The sequence below is a fragment of the Fusobacteriaceae bacterium genome (assembly GCA_031272775.1).
GTDB lineage: Bacteria > Fusobacteriota > Fusobacteriia > Fusobacteriales > Fusobacteriaceae > JAISST01.
In genome coordinates this window covers 18916-36067 of record JAISTB010000007.1, presented here as the reverse complement: position 1 = coordinate 36067, position 17152 = coordinate 18916, and the positions used below count along the sequence as shown (strand labels likewise).

The 17152-nt window shown below is 51.5% G+C and carries 12 protein-coding genes; 6 read left to right on the top strand and 6 right to left on the bottom strand.

The annotated features are described in order from the left end of the window. Positions 1 to 82: 82 nt before the first annotated feature. The 3 genes from LBQ97_01890 (at position 83) to LBQ97_01880 (ending at position 2904) form a co-directional block, all read left to right on the top strand. Positions 83 to 364, top strand: coding sequence for an HU family DNA-binding protein (locus LBQ97_01890; protein ID MDR1831469.1), 282 nt, complete (start codon positions 83 to 85; stop codon positions 362 to 364). Positions 365 to 526: 162 nt separating this feature from the next. Then, entirely contained in the window at positions 527 to 1603 is a 1077-nt protein-coding gene (pdxA, locus tag LBQ97_01885) for a 4-hydroxythreonine-4-phosphate dehydrogenase PdxA (protein ID MDR1831468.1), read from the top strand. Beyond that, a complete protein-coding gene (locus LBQ97_01880) occupies positions 1573 to 2904 on the top strand; it encodes a four-carbon acid sugar kinase family protein (protein MDR1831467.1) in 1332 nt (443 codons plus the stop codon). The genes pdxA and LBQ97_01880 overlap by 31 nt, the downstream gene beginning before the upstream one ends. Here LBQ97_01880 and LBQ97_01875 read toward each other — a convergent pair. After that, positions 2861 to 3982, bottom strand: coding sequence for a HipA domain-containing protein (locus tag LBQ97_01875; GenBank protein MDR1831466.1), 1122 nt, complete (start codon positions 3980 to 3982; stop codon positions 2861 to 2863). The two genes, LBQ97_01880 and LBQ97_01875, sit on opposite strands and share 44 nt — an antisense overlap. Positions 3983 to 4712: 730 nt before the next feature. Here LBQ97_01875 and LBQ97_01870 point away from each other — a divergent pair. The 3 genes from LBQ97_01870 to LBQ97_01860 are packed head-to-tail and all read left to right on the top strand — an operon-like array spanning position 4713 to position 12162. Next, complete coding sequence (locus tag LBQ97_01870; protein MDR1831465.1) at positions 4713 to 7604, top strand: ATP-dependent helicase; 2892 nt, start codon at positions 4713 to 4715, stop codon at positions 7602 to 7604. A gap of 29 nt (positions 7605 to 7633) precedes the next feature. Then, complete coding sequence (locus LBQ97_01865; GenBank protein MDR1831464.1) at positions 7634 to 9505, top strand: site-specific DNA-methyltransferase; 1872 nt, start codon at positions 7634 to 7636, stop codon at positions 9503 to 9505. Then, positions 9505 to 12162: a DEAD/DEAH box helicase family protein gene (locus LBQ97_01860; GenBank protein MDR1831463.1), complete on the top strand. Its 2658-nt coding sequence runs from the start codon at positions 9505 to 9507 to the stop codon at positions 12160 to 12162. Before LBQ97_01865 ends, LBQ97_01860 begins: the two co-directional genes overlap by 1 nt. Positions 12163 to 12253: 91 nt before the next feature. On the opposite strand, the gene LBQ97_01855 is transcribed toward LBQ97_01860, so the two are convergent. From LBQ97_01855 to LBQ97_01835, 5 genes are all read right to left on the bottom strand, one after another. Further along, positions 12254 to 13843, bottom strand: coding sequence for a L,D-transpeptidase/peptidoglycan binding protein (locus LBQ97_01855; protein MDR1831462.1), 1590 nt, complete (start codon positions 13841 to 13843; stop codon positions 12254 to 12256). A 161-nt stretch (positions 13844 to 14004) separates the two neighbouring features. Beyond that, on the bottom strand, positions 14005 to 14928 hold the full coding sequence (trxB, locus tag LBQ97_01850) for a thioredoxin-disulfide reductase (GenBank protein ID MDR1831461.1): 924 nt from the start codon (positions 14926 to 14928) through the stop codon (positions 14005 to 14007). An 88-nt stretch (positions 14929 to 15016) separates the two neighbouring features. After that, a complete protein-coding gene (locus LBQ97_01845; protein MDR1831460.1) occupies positions 15017 to 15901 on the bottom strand; it encodes an RnfABCDGE type electron transport complex subunit B in 885 nt (294 codons plus the stop codon). A gap of 18 nt (positions 15902 to 15919) precedes the next feature. Further along, a complete protein-coding gene (locus LBQ97_01840) occupies positions 15920 to 16504 on the bottom strand; it encodes an RnfABCDGE type electron transport complex subunit A (protein ID MDR1831459.1) in 585 nt (194 codons plus the stop codon). A gap of 3 nt (positions 16505 to 16507) precedes the next feature. Next, a complete protein-coding gene (locus tag LBQ97_01835; GenBank protein ID MDR1831458.1) occupies positions 16508 to 17152 on the bottom strand; it encodes an electron transport complex subunit E in 645 nt (214 codons plus the stop codon).

The window sequence follows — 17152 nt, the reverse complement described above, 5'->3', positions numbered from 1 at the left end:
GAAATAATTTGTGCTCTGCCGCCGGAAGACGGACAACCATCCATATCTTGACGAAACTTTTATTTTAAGGAGGAAATCAATCATGACGAAGAAAGAGTTTGTTGATCTTTATTTTGCCGAAGGAGATTTTTCAACAAAAGCGGAAGCGGAAAGAAAAGCGGTTGCTTTCGTAGCAACAGTAGAAAAGGCGCTGGCCAAAGGCGATGAAGTTTCTTTTCTCGGCTTCGGTAAATTCAAAGTAGTGGAACGGGCCGCGAGGACCTGCCGGAATCCCCAGACCGGGAAAGAGATGAAAGTTCCCGCCAAAAAGGCTGTGAAATTCACCGCCGGAAAGGACCTGGGCGTTCTCGTTAACAAGAAATAAGAAAGCAAGCCAAAACTGTTATAGGATGACAGCCCTCATTCTATAACAGTTTTTTTATGGGAAAAATTTTGCTTGAAATTCTCCGAAAAAAAAGGTAGGATTGTGATGAGAGAAAAATCATGGAAACGAAGGTGATCACATGACAGCATTCAGGGAGGTAACGTGTATCAGCCAATCGTCGGAATTACGATGGGAGATCCGGCAAGCATAGGACCGGAAATATCCCTGAAAGTCTTCGGGGAAAAAAGCCTGTACGGACGGTGTCGGCCGCTTTTGATCGGAGACGCCTCCGTTTTGGAAAAAACCGGGGAAATTCTGCGGGAGAGGCTGTTGATCATTCATCCGATCGCGCAGGTTTCGGAAGCGCTTTTCCAATACGGAACAGTGGATATTTTGGATTTGCGCCTGGTGGACGGGGAGAAACTCATTCCCGGAAAAGTGTCTCCGATAGCGGGAAACGCCGCATTCCAATATGTAAAACGCGCAATCGAGCTTGCCCTGTCGGGGGAAGTGGACGCCACCGTAACAAACGCGCTGAACAAAGAAGCCATGAATCTGGCAGGCCATCATTACGCGGGGCACACGGAAATTTACGCCGAGCTCACCGGAACAAAAAAATACGCGATGATGCTTGCCTGTGAAAATCTGCGAGTCATACACATCAGCACCCACGTATCTTTGCGGGAAGCCTGCGACAGGGTCAAAAAAGACCGCGTCCTCGAAGTCATTCGACTGGCGGACGCCGCCTGCCGGGATCTCGGAATCCAGACGCCAAAGATCGGTGTCGCCGGTCTCAACCCCCACAGCGGAGAAAACGGATTGTTCGGAACGGAAGAACTGACGGAGATCATCCCCGCCATTGCCCTCGCGAAAGCGGAAGGGATCAATGCCGAAGGTCCGATCCCGCCTGATTCGGTATTTTCCAAGGCCAGAGGCGGATGGTACGACATCGTGGTTGCCATGTACCACGATCAGGGGCACATCCCCTTGAAACTGGTCGGGTTTGTCTACAACAAGGAAAAAGCGCAATGGGAAGCGGTGCAGGGGGTCAATATCACGTTGGGGCTACCCATCATTCGCGTATCGGTCGATCACGGAACGGCCTTCGATCAGGCGGGGAAGGGAACCGCCAACGCGTTAAGCCTGAAAAGCGCTGTGGATTACGCGATCCGGCTTGCGGTGGAGCGGCAAAAAAAGAGTAGGGGAAAATGCGGCAAAAGGAATGGATTGACATGCTGAAGCTCCTCATTATCGCCGATGATTTTACCGGGGCCCTCGATACGGGGGTCCAATTTTCAAAAAAGGGCGTCCCGACGCTGGTGACGGCCGATCAAAGCATCGGCCCGGAGTCGGTCCCGGCGGGGACCGGGGTTCTCGTTGTCGATACGGAAAGCCGCCACGACAGGCCTGAGGCGGCCCGGGAGAAAGTCCGCGCCCTGACCGCGCGTTTCCGGAATATACCCGGCTGCTTTTTTTACAAAAAGACCGACTCCACCCTGCGCGGCAATGTTGGCGCAGAGGTGACGGGCTTTCTTGAAGGGCTTGGGACGGCTGAAGTGATCTTTGTACCGGCTCTGCCCAAGAGCGGCAGAACTACCGTAAAAGGCATCCATTACGTCAACGGCGTCCCCCTGGCGGAGACGGTCTTCGCCAGGGATCCCCTCAATCCCGTGCGCGAAAGTGAGGTCATAAAAATCCTGGCGGCCCAGAGCCCCTGCGCGGTAGTTCTTTGCGAAAAAGGAGAGGATCCCGGACAGGATTTGCCGCCTCATGAGTCGGGGACAATCCGCGTTTGCGACGGGGAAACCGACGCCGATCTGGCGGAAATCGGAAAATGTTTGGGAGAGCGGGGGAAATTGCGCCATACGGCAGGTTGCGCGGGGTTTGCCGAAGTGCTTTCGGAATGGATTCCGCCTGCTACTGAAAAAGAAAAAGCCCTCGTCTTGGAGGATCGGCGCTTTCTGTTTCTCTGCGGCAGCGTAAACCAGATTTCCGTCGATCAGGCAAACTACGCGGAGGATCATGGATTTTCGAGCTACACGCTGAAATCCCGGGAGATCCTCGATCCGGATTTCCCGGAAACGCCTGAATTTACCGCTCTTGCGAAAAAAATTGCCGCGGAAGTCGGCAAAAAGGGAAAGATGCTTGTGCGGACGCTGAGAGATTACGGGGAATTGGCAAAAACGGAGACCTACGCCCGGGAAAAGGGGATCGAATCGAAACAGCTGGGCCTGCGGATCGCGGACCGGGTCGGTCTTCTGGTAAAAGAGATCCTCAAGAGTTCAAAAATCAAAAATTTAGTTGTCTTTGGCGGCGATACGCTGATCGGGATCATCGAAAAATTGGGCTGCGACGGGATCTTCCCGCTGGAAGAAATCGCCCCGGGCGTCGTGATCGCCAAAACCACAGGCCGAGATCCGGCCCTTTCGCCGGTTATCGTCACCAAGGCCGGCGGATTCGGGGATGTGGATGTGATCGACGGGATTACGCGGTATCTCACCGTCCCGCCATCTTCTCCAAGCGCAAAATCCGAACCTTGACGGCGGCGACAATATCCTTTTGGCGTTCCGCCGGAATCGTCCTCGAAGAGGAGAACGTCGACAAGATCACTTCTTCAATATCGGAGAGCCGTTCGGGATCAAACCGGCTGAAATCCTTGACAAGAGCGATTTGCTCATCATGGGTTTTTCTGAAAGGCTTACATTGTACGGATTGCCCGACCCGTTCGGCGTTCAGCCAGAGGGACGTTCCGCTGTCATAGATCGGCGCCATGCCTATCCATTCGAGGGTTTCGGCCTTTCGGAGGAATCCGAAATTGTGGAAATGGCGGTCTTCATTTGAAATGAGAAAATCCAGCGCCAGCATTTGATCAAGGGACGACGCCACATCCGGAATGCCCAAAATATCGCAGCATTTCAGGAAATGCGTTAAGCGCGAATCGCTGTTGTTTCGTTTGAAGAGATCTTTAACCCGGGCGGCTGGAATCAATTCCGTTTCCGCAGTGACGAAATTATCGCAGACGCAAAATGGAACGCCTTGATCTTGAATCAGCCGGTATTCGACGTGGGGGATGCCGAGGCGCTTCATGATTTCACCGGCGATCACCTCGTTATAGGGTTCCTGCTTGAAATAGGCGCTCCCGCCCTTGATCAGGCAGCGCCTGCCTTCCTGAATAATCCATTTTTTTTGCAGCCAGCCGTCCGACGTGTTGTCCGGCGAAAGCAAATCAATCTGCCGATCCCCGCGGGGATCCTGTCCGAACAGGATATTCCCCACATCTGTCGAAAAGGGATTCGTAAAAAAATTGATGTTTTCCCATTTCAAGCCGGATCCTTTCGGAGAGAGCCAGTATTGGTCGGAGAGACTCAATCCGAAACATTTTGTGATCAATTGTTCCGGCGTTTTGACCGACAGTTTTTCCAGAACTTCCTGTATGCCCATTCTGCTCGCGGGAATGGAGCGACTGCGCAGCCATTCGTTCAAAGAATCGCGGTCAGGGGTATTTTTGGCAGTGGAAATACCGGGAGGGAGATGCTTTTCGTCATGGATTTTGAGAATATGATAAATAAAGCCGTTGGAATCAATTTCCAGATCGACTGTCGGGATGTTCTTATGCATTAAGGTAAAAACGGGATATTCGGCCATTTTCTGTCTCTCCACACAGGATTTATGGTACAATTATATCATATCGGCAAAGGTAAAGGAACAAAAAAATTTAATTCACTCAAAATCAACAAAAAAAGCGGACCCTGTGACTGTGGGTCACTATATTTGACGACTGCTCGTCTCGCCTGCCTTTGACCTCTCTGTCGGGCGAGCCCGACATCGCCCCTTGCGAAGGGGAGACACCAAGGAATTTTTCTTTTCTTCAAAAAAATCTGCGCGAAATCGGCGCAGATTTTTGTTTTCACGGCCTTTTTCCGCACTTACCTCCCGAATGGAGATGTCGCACCCGCCAAATATCAGGTTCTATTGCCGGAAAACAAATCCCGCGGGCTGTCTGTGGCCTTTATTTCAACATAATTTTCGGCGCCAAGGCAAAGCGCTATAAAAAGCGGCTTTTGCGGGATTCTACTGTGGACAATTTGTGGCCTGTAAATCTGGCTATACAAATAAAAATCCCCATTGTTAGCGGGATGCAGACGATTGATAATTATGGGAAATAATGTTGAGTTGAAGTTGTTCCAAAAATGGCCTGAATCAAGGATAAATTGAAAATTTAGCGCATTAAAAAAATACGTTTTTTAAGCCTGCGAATATTTACAAAACGGCTTAAACATGGTATAATCGTATCAATATGGTGATGAACATTATTTCCCATAATTGACAAAAGAAGAATCCTTCTAGAATGCAAATCGCCAACAAAGGAGTCAATCATATGTTCAACTTCGGCAACGCCAATGAGGGGCAGCGGATCGCAATCGAGTCTGCAGACGGACCCGTTCTTATAACCGCCGGACCCGGCACAGGGAAGACCTATACCCTTGTGCAACGCGCCATCTATCTGATTCAGGAGCGCGGAGTCAAGCCGGAGCAAATCCTTATGGCAACCTTTACCGAGAAAGCCGCCAAGGAACTCGTGACCCGAATCACGAACGAACTCTCCGTCCGTGGCATCGTCGCCAATATCAACGAGATGTATATCGGCACGTTTCATTCGCTTTGTCTGCGGATTATTAAAGAGCACCTTGAATATACACGTCTGAGGAAGAACTATCGGATGCTCGATCAATTTGACCAGTCTTACACAGTCTTCCAGAATATCCATAAATTTCGTAACATCCCTGATATCGACTCTATCCTTACGAATAGCGGCGCTTGGCGGCAAGCGGGAGATATCTGTGAATTCGTAAACAACCTCACGGAGGAGTTGGTCGATCCAACTGACTTAAAAGCCGATCCGAATCCTCAAATTGCAGCACTGGGGAGTGTGCTTGAAATCTATCAGAAAGTTCTATCGGAAAATAATCTGATGGATTTCTCCGCCATTCAGACGGAGGCATACTGGCTTCTGAAGAACAACCCGTCCATCCTCGCCGAAATCCAGAACAAGATTCGGTACATCATGATAGACGAGTACCAAGATACGAACTATATCCAAGAGCAGATTGTTTTCCTGCTTGGAGGCAATCATAAGAACATCTGTGTCGTGGGAGACGACGACCAAGGTCTCTACCGATTCCGTGGCGCGACTATCCGTAATATCCTTGAGTTTCCGGCGAAGTTTGCCGAGGGCGAGTGCAAGATTATCCCGCTCGTGGTGAACTACCGTTCAAACAGTGACATCATTGATTTCTACAACGGGTGGATGGCGACGACGGACGGCGCACGTTTTCGGTTCAGATGGAACAAGTTCCGTTACGATAAGACCATTGAGCCTCACGCCAAGTCAACCCTGAAAAGTCCGGCGGTCGTAAAATTGGCGAGCTGCGAAGACATGGACGAGTGGTGCGAGAAGATTCTCGGCTTCATACACGACCTGATGGGTTCAGGGAAACTGGTCGACTATAACCAGATAGCGTTTCTCTTCAACTCCGTAAAGCACAAGCGGGTCGCGAAACTCGCCCAATACTTGGAAGAGAATGGGGTCAACGTCTATTCGCCGCGCTCGGATATGTTCTTCCAACGCGAGGAGATTCGATTGATGATTGGTTGCCTCATGTTGGTGTTCCCGAAATATGTGATGGGGCTTGAAGATGAGACGTTCAAGTTTCTCCAACCCGAGCACTATGAATACTACCGTGGTTGTGTAATTGCGGCAAACACTTATCTCGAAACGGCCGAAGCCGCAGACTTCAGAAACTGGATACGCCGTCGCGGAAAGCTTCATGCCAGATTGAAAGAGAATACGGATTATGCGTACTCCGGACTGATTTACCAGATGTTTGAGTTTGCTCCATTTGCCACTATTCTCGGGACGGATATGCGAGGCGGCTTGATAGATATGCGGCCTGCACGAAACATAGCGCTCTTCACGCAAGTCGTGAATAAGTTCGAGTATTTGCACCGCGTTGATATCTTTAACGCCAAGTGGATAGATACCAACACGGAACGGTTCTTCAACCTCTATCTGCGGTTGCTCTTTGACGGCGGCATCTCCGAGTATGAAGACGACGCCGAATACGCGCCGAGTGGCTGTGTTTCGTTCCTGACGATTCACCAATCGAAGGGGATGGAGTTCCCGATTGTCTTCGTGGACTCCCTCGGCAATATCCCGCGCAAGGCATATAAAGACCTCATCGAGGTCGTGGAAGATAAATACTACAAGCGTCCTGCGTTTGAGCCGTATGACCAAACGAAATATTTTGATTTTTGGAGACTCTATTATACAGCGTTCTCGCGGGCGCAGGACTTGCTTGTTCTGACTTGCAACGAGGATAAGCGCACCCCGTCGATGTACTTCCGAGAGGTCTACGAGGAACTGCCCGACGCAGACGCTCTCGACCTTGTCGAGTTTGACTTCAAGGACGTGAAGGATGTGAACCTCAAAGACACGTTCTCGTTCACGTCGCACATCACCGTTTACGAGACCTGTTCGCTCCAGTACAAGTTCTACAAGGAGCTGGAATTTGCACCAGTCCGTGTGAATGCTATGTTATTTGGTATGCTCGTACACCAAACGATTGAGGACATCCACCGTGCCGCGCTCCGGCACGAGGAACACCTCATCCAGTCGGACAACATTATCGGGTGGTTTGACTCAAATTATACCTCGCTGACGAAGAGCGAGCGGACTTACCTCGCTGAACCGCAGCGTAATGCCGCCTTGAAGCAGGTTCTGCGCTATGCCGAGCGGCAGGCGGGGTCGTGGGGTCTTATCCAGCAAGCGGAGGTCGATGTTTCACTCGTGAAGCCCGACTACATCATCGAAGGTAAGATTGACCTCATAAAGGGCGAGGGCGACACGGTCGAACTCGTGGACTTCAAGTCAGAGAAGAAGCCCGACATCTTCAAGGACGCCGAGCGGCTCGAACACTACCGCCGCCAGCTTCAAGTCTACGCCCACCTTGTGGAGGAACGGACAGGGCAGAAGGTGAGCAGGATGAACCTCTACTACACGGGCGAAGAGGGCGGAATGCCGACGATTATCTATCCGTATCAAAAGACGGCAATCGACGCCACTATTGCCGCGTTTGACGATACGGTTCATAAGATACTGCGGAAAGAGTATACACAGAAGGCTTCCTCCGCGAAGACCTGCGGCGCCTGCGACTTCCGCTTCTACTGTGGAAACCAGTAAATAATTTTGTTCGAGGAGAGGATAAATTTATGAATGAGCAAATGACCTTTGAATTCCCGGAGCGCCCAACGATTAAGGGCTTCCCCGAACTGCGGTGGACAGGCAAGCGCCCCTACCGCTCTACGCAGTATTTTCCCGCGCAGCTCCGCGAACGCTACGGCGAGGAGCAGGACGGGTGGATTAACAAAATCTTCTGGGGCGACAACCTCCAAGTGATGAGCCACCTCATGAAGGAGTTTCGCGGTAAGGTAGACCTTATCTATATCGACCCGCCGTTCGACTCCAAGGCGGAGTATAAAAAAACTATTACGCTTCGTGGCGTTAAGGCGATGAGTGATGTAAACGCATTTGAAGAAAAGCAGTATGGTGATATCTGGACAAATGATGAGTATCTCCAGTTCATGTACGAACGGTTTATCCTTATGCGCGAGTTACTGTCGGACAAAGGGAGTATTTATTTGCATTGTGATTGGCACAAAAGTGGATATTTACGATGTATTTGTGATGAAGTGTTTGGTATTGACAATTTTCTCAATGAAATTATTTGGTGTTATACTGGCGGTACGGACAGTTCAAAGTGTTTCGGCAGAAAACACGATGTGATATTTTTTTACAAGAAAACGAATAGCTATATATTTAACGGAGCGTTTGTACCTTTCGCAGAAACAACACTCAAGAGGTTTAATAAAGAAGATGAAAATGGGAGATATAAAGAGAACACATTGGCTGATGGCAGGGTAACAAAAACGTATATGAAGCAAAATGGAAAACTTTGTCCTGATTATTGGAATTTTCCTATTGTGAATAAGACTTATGCAGAGTCAGTAGATTATCCCACCCAAAAACCGGAAGCATTGATTGAACGAATAATTAAAGCATCATCTAACCCCGGCGACCTTGTGTTTGACTGCTTTATGGGCAGCGGCACGACGCAAGCTGTCGCTATGAAGCTGGGGCGCAGGTTTATCGGCGCGGACATCAACCTCGGCGCTATCCAAACCACGACGAAGCGGCTTATTTCCCTTGCCGCTGAACTTACATCTGTTGTGGTAGATGCTACGCTGCCAACACTCACTGAAAGCCGCAAGAAAGGAGCGGACATATATGAAGTTCCGCCTTCGAGAGGTTTTATGGTTGCAGAAGATCCTGACAAATTCAGAACTGACGATGCAGAAACCGATGAATCAGACGATTCCGCGCTCTATACCGGATTCGAAGTCTACAATGTCAATAATTATGAATTCTTCCGTAATCCGATAGAAGCCCGTGATCTACTGATAGAAGCTCTAGGCATTCAACCTTTCCCGCAAACGGAAATCTGGGATGGAGAACTGGATGGACGGATGGTTAAGATCATGCCTGTCAATCGCATCGCCACGAAAGCGGACTCGGAAGAACTGATTGCGAATCTGCCGTTTAAATTGTACGAAAAGCGAAAAAGCGAGGCCCCGGACGAGCCGGTGGAGAGAATCACCATCGTTTGCATGGGACATGAACCGGATTTGCAGATTGCCTTTTCTGAAAGCGAGGTGGCCGGATATAAACTGGATATTCAGATTGTGGACATCTTGCGCGACAAGGCCGACCTCCAACTCAAGCGAGAGGCCGAGGCTGACATCGCCATTGAGGGCGACCGCCTAGTCATCAGGGCGTTCTATCCGCTCAACCTCATGCAGAAGCTCTCGCTCCAAAAAGAGTATGTCGAGGATTGGCGACAGCTTGTGGAATCCATCATGATTGACTGGAACTATGATGGCGTCATGCAACCGTCCGTGATGGACATTCCGGGGAAGAAAGAAATCGTGAACGGCGTTTACGGTATTCCGAAGGAAGCGGGGACAGTCAAGGTCAAGATCACGGATTTGCTTTCCGAATCTCTGGAAGTGGAGGTGAAGTGGTGATGGCTTTCGAGACGACCGACAATTTCGCTTTCTATGAGCAATTGCTGATGTACTACAAGGCAAACCGCCGCAAGATTCGCTCACGCTATAACGACCTGACCCGGAAGTTCCTCGCCTACAACGACTGTGACGAAAATCCAACCGCTTTTTTGCGTCGGCCGCAATTCGAGGCCTTGGAGCTCTATGTCTTTATCAAGGAGTTTTTAGATAATGCGCAAATGTTTCAAATCTTCGATGATTGGCGTAATAAGCGGGATCGATTCTCAAACGCGTCTTATTATTCTATTCGCAGAGACGGACAGATGGCGTTGCCGGTTCGAATAACGGCTGACGGAAAGCAGGTTTATTTGCCCGATGCTGTAGCGGAACAGACTGATATTCTCTTCAAGCAGATGAAGAAGTACAAAGAGGAGTATCCGAACTATATCTACGCGCTGACGATGGGACTCGGGAAGACCATCCTAATGGCGACTTGCATTTTCTATGAGTTCCTTTTGGCGAATAAATATCCAAAGGATAAGCGATTCTGCCATAATGCGCTCGTCTTTGCGCCCGACAAGACCGTGCTCCAGTCACTTCGTGAGATTATCACTTTTGATAAAACGCTTGTTGTACCGAATGAATACGCCAAGGCGCTGGACGCCAACATCAAGTTTCATTTCCTTGATGAGAGCGGGACGACGCATCTTACACAAGACGATTCCGATTTCAACATCATCATTTCAAACACACAGAAGATTATCGTCAAAAAGAAGCGGAAAGCTGACAAACCTGCTGAAAAACTCTTCAAACAAAGCTCTCTTTTGTTTTCCGTTTACGGCGCCGATGAAGACGACGAGGACGTGCAGGATGATTCCTCGCTGATGGATAATCAACGCTTCAAAAAACTATGCCGCCTTAATCAACTCGGCGTATATGTCGATGAAGCGCATCACCTTTTCGGCGCAGACTTGGAGAAGCAGATTCGCGCTACGAATGGTCAAAAAACGAGCCTCCGCGACACAATCAACATGCTTGCGGAAAGCACGTCCATTGTCGCTTGCTACAACTACACAGGCACGCCCTATGTAAACAAACAACTGCTGCCGGAGGTAGTCTACGCCTACGGCTTGCGGGAATCCATTCAGAATGGCTTCCTGAAAGACGCCGACCTGAAAGCTTATGAGAACGTAAAGAGTAGAGAGTTTCTCCGCTCTGTTGTTACGACGTTTTGGGAAACCTACGGTGGGCAGACTTTCGAGGGATTGCCTCCGAAGCTGGCCATCTTCGCCACAACAATAAAAGAAGCCGACGAGGAAGTCCGTCCGCTCGTGGAACGTATCCTTGCAGACATCGGCGTTCCGACCGACAAGATTCTGGTCAATGTCGGGGATGAGAAGATTACAAAGAACGAAGACATCCGCAACTTCAACGACCTTGATGTGCCGGGGACTCTCGGCAGCCAGAAACAGATCCTCATCCTTGTCGGCAAGGGGCGCGAAGGATGGAACTGCCGATCGCTTTTCGGCGTGGCGATGTTCCGCAGCCCGCAGTCCAAGATTTTCGTCCTCCAAGCGACTATGCGCTGCTTGCGGAAAATAACGACCGAACAGCTAACCGCCACAGTCTTTCTCTCAAAAGAGAACTACGATATCCTCGATGCCGAACTGAATAAAAACTTCAATATGGACATCAAGGATATGACGAAATCAAGCGCCGACAAATCCCGGCGTTACAAGGTCATGGTTCTTCCGCCGCCAAGAACGATAAAACTGAAACGCATTTGGCGGGAATACAGTCTTGTCGAAAAAGGCTACAATGCCCCGGTTGACTTTGCGATTGAAGGCGCGGATTTTTCAAAGTACGCCTCGATAATGTATGAGAAAGACTCCATCTCCCACGACATGAGCATCAAGGAGACGAATATTGACCACCTGAAAGAGCGGATGCGCTACAGCGCCTTTTCTCTTGCCGGAGAGATTTCCCGCTATCTGAACATCTCGCCAATCCTCGCGGCTCGAATTATAAGGGAATCCAGAGACGGTGAAACAGCCGTCTTAGAAGCCGTTAACAAGTATAATGAAATACTCGACGACGTGATTATCCCCCGGATTTTTCATACCTTGTTTGAGGTCAAAAGCGAGGTCAAGTCAGAAGACCGCGAACTCATCCTCCTCAAAGAGCCAAAAGAGGGCGGCTACTACGAGTTCTCCGGCAAGCCTGAACTGGTCGTAACGAAGGCAGATCCTCAATTTACGCCGGAAGAAGTCGCTCGGAGCTTCCACGCTGATACTTACTGTTTTGACTCAAAACCTGAAAAGGAGTGCTTCCTTCAATATGTAACGAATGGAGAGAAAGTGAAGCGGGTCTACTTTACAGGGATGTTCACAAGCAATCAAGGCGATCTGTCGATTCAATATTATGACCCTGAATCAAGGCGAATTCGCCAATACTATCCGGACTTCCTTGCCGAGATGACAGACGGCTCTTATCAGCTTATCGAGGTTAAAGGCGACAATATGATTGACGACGACCTTGTCAAGGCAAAAGCGGCAGCCGCCAGTGAGATGGCAGTAGCAAGCGGAGTCGAGTATAAGATGTATGCGGGCAGCGATATTATGAAAACAAAGATATTGGAGACGAGCAGATCTATGTATCAAACGAATCTTATTGATTGATAACAAAAAAGGCAAAGGTAAAGGAACAAAAAAATTTAATTCACTCAAAATCAACAAAAAAAAGCGGACCCTGTGACTGTGGGTCCGTTTTTTAATAAAATACCACGATCGGTACATTTTTGTCGATGATTCCGTAAATGGCCTCGGCCTTTTTCGCGGGCAGGTTGATACAGCCGTGGGATCCGTTGGTCAGATAGATCCTGCCGCCGAAGCGGCCGCGCCAGGTGGCGTCGTGCAGGCCGATTCCCCCGTTGAAGGGCATCCAGTAGCTGACGGGCGATTCATATTCGTAAGTGCCGTCTTCCCGGCGTTCTCCCCGCAGCACGCGGTTTCTTTCCTTGTAGACCAGCGTGTAGATCCCGCCCGGCGTCTTGCGCTTCTTGTCGACGGCCGTCCCGCTTACAAGCGGCGTGTCGAGGAAGAGCTCCCCGTCGACATAATACCAGAGCTTCTGGTTCGTCAGGTCGATCTCGATATAGGTCCGGCCCAAACCCGAGTTTTCGTCGGAAAATTCTTTGATCAGGTAATTGGGTTCCCGGGTAATGTTTACTTTGGCGAGGATTTCCTCTCTGAGTTGTCTGATTTCGGCCTTTTTGTCGAGCTTCCGGCCATAGGTCCCGCCGCCGACCTGGATTTCCCCCTGAAGCGTCGAGATAAAGGGCCTGTCTACGCCTACGGTATCGAGTTCTTTGGCGAGTTCATCGACATATTCGCTGATGTATTCCGTGATCTCATGCTCCGATACATAGAGATTGCCGTCATTGTCCCGGCTCAGCCAATTTTTGACGATGGTCCCGTCGAGGACCCGTTTTTCATCGTTGGGCAATTCATAGGTGATGTTGACCCGGGCGAGGTCGTTGAGCGTATCCCTTTGGGACGTCAGCTCCGGATCGTCGCTTTTGACGGCGGCTTCGGCATAAATGCCGGGCGCGTCCAGATCGACGGCCGTTTCCCCCTGCTCCATTTTTTGGAGGACATAGTCGAGGACTTTTTCCCGGTCAATGAGATTCCCCGCCGTTTCTTTTACGACGGTAAATTCCCCGTCGATATAGTCAAGATAGGCGTCCCGCGGGGCCGTCGCCCGGCCTTGCTGCGTTTCATCCACCAGGGCGGCAAGCTTTTCCCGGAGCAGATCTTTGTCGTAGACAATCTCCCCCGAGACCTCCTGCTTGAGCATGGCGGTCAAGTCTTCATAGCGTTTCAGGTTTTCCGGTTTGCGCAAATATTTCGCGACCGGATATCTGCTCAAGAGGCCGATGGCGTAATGCTTCGGCGTCTGGGCTTCCTGGATCCTGCGGGCCAGTTCCCCGGTCTCATAGGCGTAGCCGAACTCGGCGCCGACAAGCGTCGTTTCGTTCCCGTCCCGGAAGCGGAGCGCCAGACGATAATCTGCATGTTGTTGTTTCAGGACCGCGTCCACTTGCGCGTAGGTCAGATTTCCGCAGTCAATGCCGTTAATCGTGGTTCCTTCCACGAAACGTCCGGCGTCGTGGAGCGCGTAAAATTTCGTCAGGAAGCCAGTCCCGCAGAGCATGAGGACAAAAAGGAAAAATTTGGCCACGGCAAACCCGCCGCCCCTTTTCAGAGCGGTCTCGGTCGTGCGGCCAAACAGCGCTTCGGATGTCTCTGCGGAAATCCCTTCCCACAGCGCGCCATCCCGATCCCGGACAATGCTTTCCATAACAAAAACGTTTCCCCCCGAATGAGATATATGCTCTATTATAGCATAAATTTCATAAAAAGTACATGATTTTTTGTGAAATTTGCACGATTTTTTCGGGATATGTCGATGAAATCAAGAACATCCGGCTTTTCTCCGGTGTTTTCATGGAAATGAGCGCTTTATGACAAGGTCAGCAGGTATTCGCTGACCGAAGTGACGGCGTTAGCCCCGTCGGCCACGGCCGTGGACACCTGCCGCAGTTTTTTGACGCGGACGTCTCCCCCCGCGAAAATCCCCGGGATTTCCGTCACGCAGTCCTCGCCGGCCTGGATATAGCCCGCGGCGTCGAGCGCCGGAAGCCCCGCGATCCCGTCGGTATTGGGGATCATACCGACCGCTAAAAAGAGTCCCTGGACGCTTAGCGTGGTCGTTTCCGCTGTTTTTACGTTGCGGATGTCAATGGACGTCACTTCGTCGGTCCCGTTGACGCGGGAGACCGTGCTGTCCCAGAGGATTTCGATATTGGGCGTGTTGAAAACTTTTTCCTGAAGAATTCGCACGCCGCGCAGGGCGTCCCGCCGGTGAATGAGCCAGACTTTTTTGCAGATCCGGGCGAGGTAGAGGGCGTCATCGAGGGCGATATCGCCGCCGCCCACGACGGCCACGGTCTGATTTTTGAAAAAAGCGCCGTCACAGGTCGCGCAATAGGAGACGCCTTTTCCGGTCAGCTCCCGCTCCCCGGGGACGCCTAACAGGCGGGCGTTGGCGCCCGTCGCCACAAAGACCGCTTTCGTGAGGTAGCGCTCCTTTTTCCCGACCACTTCTTTCCGCTCTCCGAGGTCAAGGATTTCCGTGACTTCGTCAGTCACAAAGCGCGCGCCCGTTTTTTCGGCGTGGGCCCGGACGTTCACGCCCCATTCATAGCCCGAAATCCCCGGCAGGCCCGGATAGTTGTCGAGCTCAAGGGAATTGATGATCTGCCCGCCGCTGACGCCGGTCTTTTCCAATACGACAGTTTTCAAAAGCGCCCGTTCCGCGTAGATGGCGGCGGCCATCCCCGCCGGGCCCGATCCGATAATGACCAAATCATACAGTTTGTCCACAGGACATTCCTCCAATCGCTTCTGCTCAAAATTTGGGTAAGGATGACAGAGGGGTAAGGCCGGGCCTTACCCCAAGTTGTAGATATTTTTATACCACCGGCGCGCTTGCGTTTTGCGCGGGGGCCGCCGCGGCTTTTACCGGGCGTTTGAAATTGTTGACAATCGCGCCCGTGGGGCAGCCTTTGACGGCGGGGTTTTCGCCCACAGCCGGTTTCCCGTTGACGCAGATGCCGCAGTTCACACACTTTTCCGGATCGATTTTCGCGAGGTTGTTCTCAACGGTTATGGCCTGTTTCGGACAAATTTTCGCGCAGATGCCGCAGCCGATGCAGGCGGTGGGGCAGGCCTTTCTCGCGACGGCGCCCGGATCCTTGGACGAGCAGGTCACCGTGACTTTCTTGTCGGCGGCGGTCAGGGCGATGACAGCCTTGGGACAGGCTTTGACGCAGAGCCCGCAGGAGATACACTTTGTCTCGTCCACAAGGGCGATGCCGTCAATCACGTGGATGGCGTCGGCGGGGCAGACGGCCGCGCAGTCTCCGTAACCGAGGCAGGCGAAGCGGCAGGATTTGTCGCCGCCCGCGTACTGCGCCACGTCGGCGCAGGTATTGATCGTGCCCGTAAAGGCATATTTTTTCTCCACCTTATGGCCCTGACAGAGGACTCTGGCGGTCATTTTGGGGCCCGAGACATCCACTGTCGCGCCCATGATTTCGCCGATCTTTCCGGCCGCCGCCGCGCCTCCCGGCGTACAGGAATTGAGGGGCGCGCCCTCTTCCACGATGGCCGCCGCGTAGCCCGAGCAGCCGGGGAAACCGCAGCTTCCGCAGTTGGCGCCCGGCAGAACCCCTACGATCTGGTCGATCCGCGGGTCTTTCTGGACTTCAAATTTCTTCGCGGCGTAGGCCAGAAACAAGCCGATGAATAATCCCGATCCACCGAGGATGAATACAGGAGATAATATTTCGTTCATATTCCTTCCCTCCAATAATTAGATTTGCATTCCGCTGAATCCCATAAACGCCAGAGCGAGACAGGTCGCGCACATAAACGAAATCGGCAGGCCCTGGAAATGCTTGGGAATAGGCGAAAATTCCAATTTTTCCCGGATCCCCGCAAGGATCAGGATTGCGATCCCGAAGCCCATGGCGATGGCGAAGCCGTTGACGCAGGACTTGATGAAACTCAGGTTCTCATCGATATTGATGATCGTCGCGGCCAATACCGCGCAGTTTGTCGTGATCAGCGGCAGGAAGATCCCGAGGGCCTTGTAGAGTCCCGGCGAGAACTTCGCGATGGCCATTTCCACGAACTGCACGAAACCGGCGATGACCAGAATAAAGAGAATGGTCCGCAGATACTCGATGTGGAAGGGAACGAGCAGGTAGTAATACCCGAGCCAGGTGAGGGCCGAAGACATGACGATAACAAAGATTACCGCAAGGGACATGCCGATGGCGGAATCAAGGGTTTTGGATACGCCGAAGAAAGGGCAGCAGCCGATGAATTTGGCGAAGATGATGTTCTGCACGATCATGGCGGTCACAATAATTCCGAATATACTCATATTGCTCATGGTTTATTCTCCTCCCTCCTTTTTCCTCGTTTCAAGCCAAGACTTGATCGCGAGGGCCAGTCCGAACGTCAGAAATCCGCCGGGGGCCATAACCATCACAAGGGCGGGGTTATAGAAACTCCGGATAACATCCCCTCCGAGACCGAAGATGGTGCCGTTTCCCAGAAATTCCCGGAAGGCGCCCATAACCGTCACGGCCAGCGTAAAGCCGATGCCGGTCCCGATCCCGTCGCAAATGGAATCCACGACGGTATTCGTGTAGGCGAAGCCTTCGGCTCTCGCGAGAATAATACAATTTACGACGATCAGCGGGATAAAGATACCCAGGGCCTTATACAGCGGCGGGAAATAGGCCTTCATGACAAGGTCCACGATCGTTACCAGCGAAGCGATGATCATGATAAAGGCCGGAATCCGGATCTGGTCCGGGATGAATTTCCGGAACATGGAGATAAACAGATTGGAGAAGGCCAGTACGAAAATTACGGCCATACCCATGGAAAATCCGTTGATGGCGGCGTTTGTCACCGCAAGGGTCGGGCAGATCCCCAGGACCAGCACAAAGGTCGGGTTTCCGACGATGATCCCGTTCAGCAGATGCCGGATGGGACTGGGTTTATTTACGACTACAGCGTCAATTTCAGCCAT

Bases quoted from the DNA above. Each gene is read 5' to 3' on its own strand.
- LBQ97_01890 (MDR1831469.1), top strand. From the start codon at position 83: ATGACGAAGAAAGAGTTTGTTGATCTTTATTTTGCCGAAGGAGATTTT.
- LBQ97_01880 (MDR1831467.1), top strand. From the start codon at position 1,573: ATGCGGCAAAAGGAATGGATTGACATGCTGAAGCTCCTCATTATCGCC.
- LBQ97_01875 (MDR1831466.1), bottom strand. From the start codon at position 3,982: ATGCATAAGAACATCCCGACAGTCGATCTGGAAATTGATTCCAACGGC.
- LBQ97_01870 (MDR1831465.1), top strand. From the start codon at position 4,713: ATGCAAATCGCCAACAAAGGAGTCAATCATATGTTCAACTTCGGCAAC.
- LBQ97_01865 (MDR1831464.1), top strand. From the start codon at position 7,634: ATGAATGAGCAAATGACCTTTGAATTCCCGGAGCGCCCAACGATTAAG.
- LBQ97_01860 (MDR1831463.1), top strand. From the start codon at position 9,505: ATGGCTTTCGAGACGACCGACAATTTCGCTTTCTATGAGCAATTGCTG.
- LBQ97_01855 (MDR1831462.1), bottom strand. From the start codon at position 13,843: ATGGAAAGCATTGTCCGGGATCGGGATGGCGCGCTGTGGGAAGGGATT.
- LBQ97_01845 (MDR1831460.1), bottom strand. From the start codon at position 15,901: ATGAACGAAATATTATCTCCTGTATTCATCCTCGGTGGATCGGGATTA.
- LBQ97_01840 (MDR1831459.1), bottom strand. From the start codon at position 16,504: ATGAGCAATATGAGTATATTCGGAATTATTGTGACCGCCATGATCGTG.
- LBQ97_01835 (MDR1831458.1), bottom strand. From the start codon at position 17,152: ATGGCTGAAATTGACGCTGTAGTCGTAAATAAACCCAGTCCCATCCGG.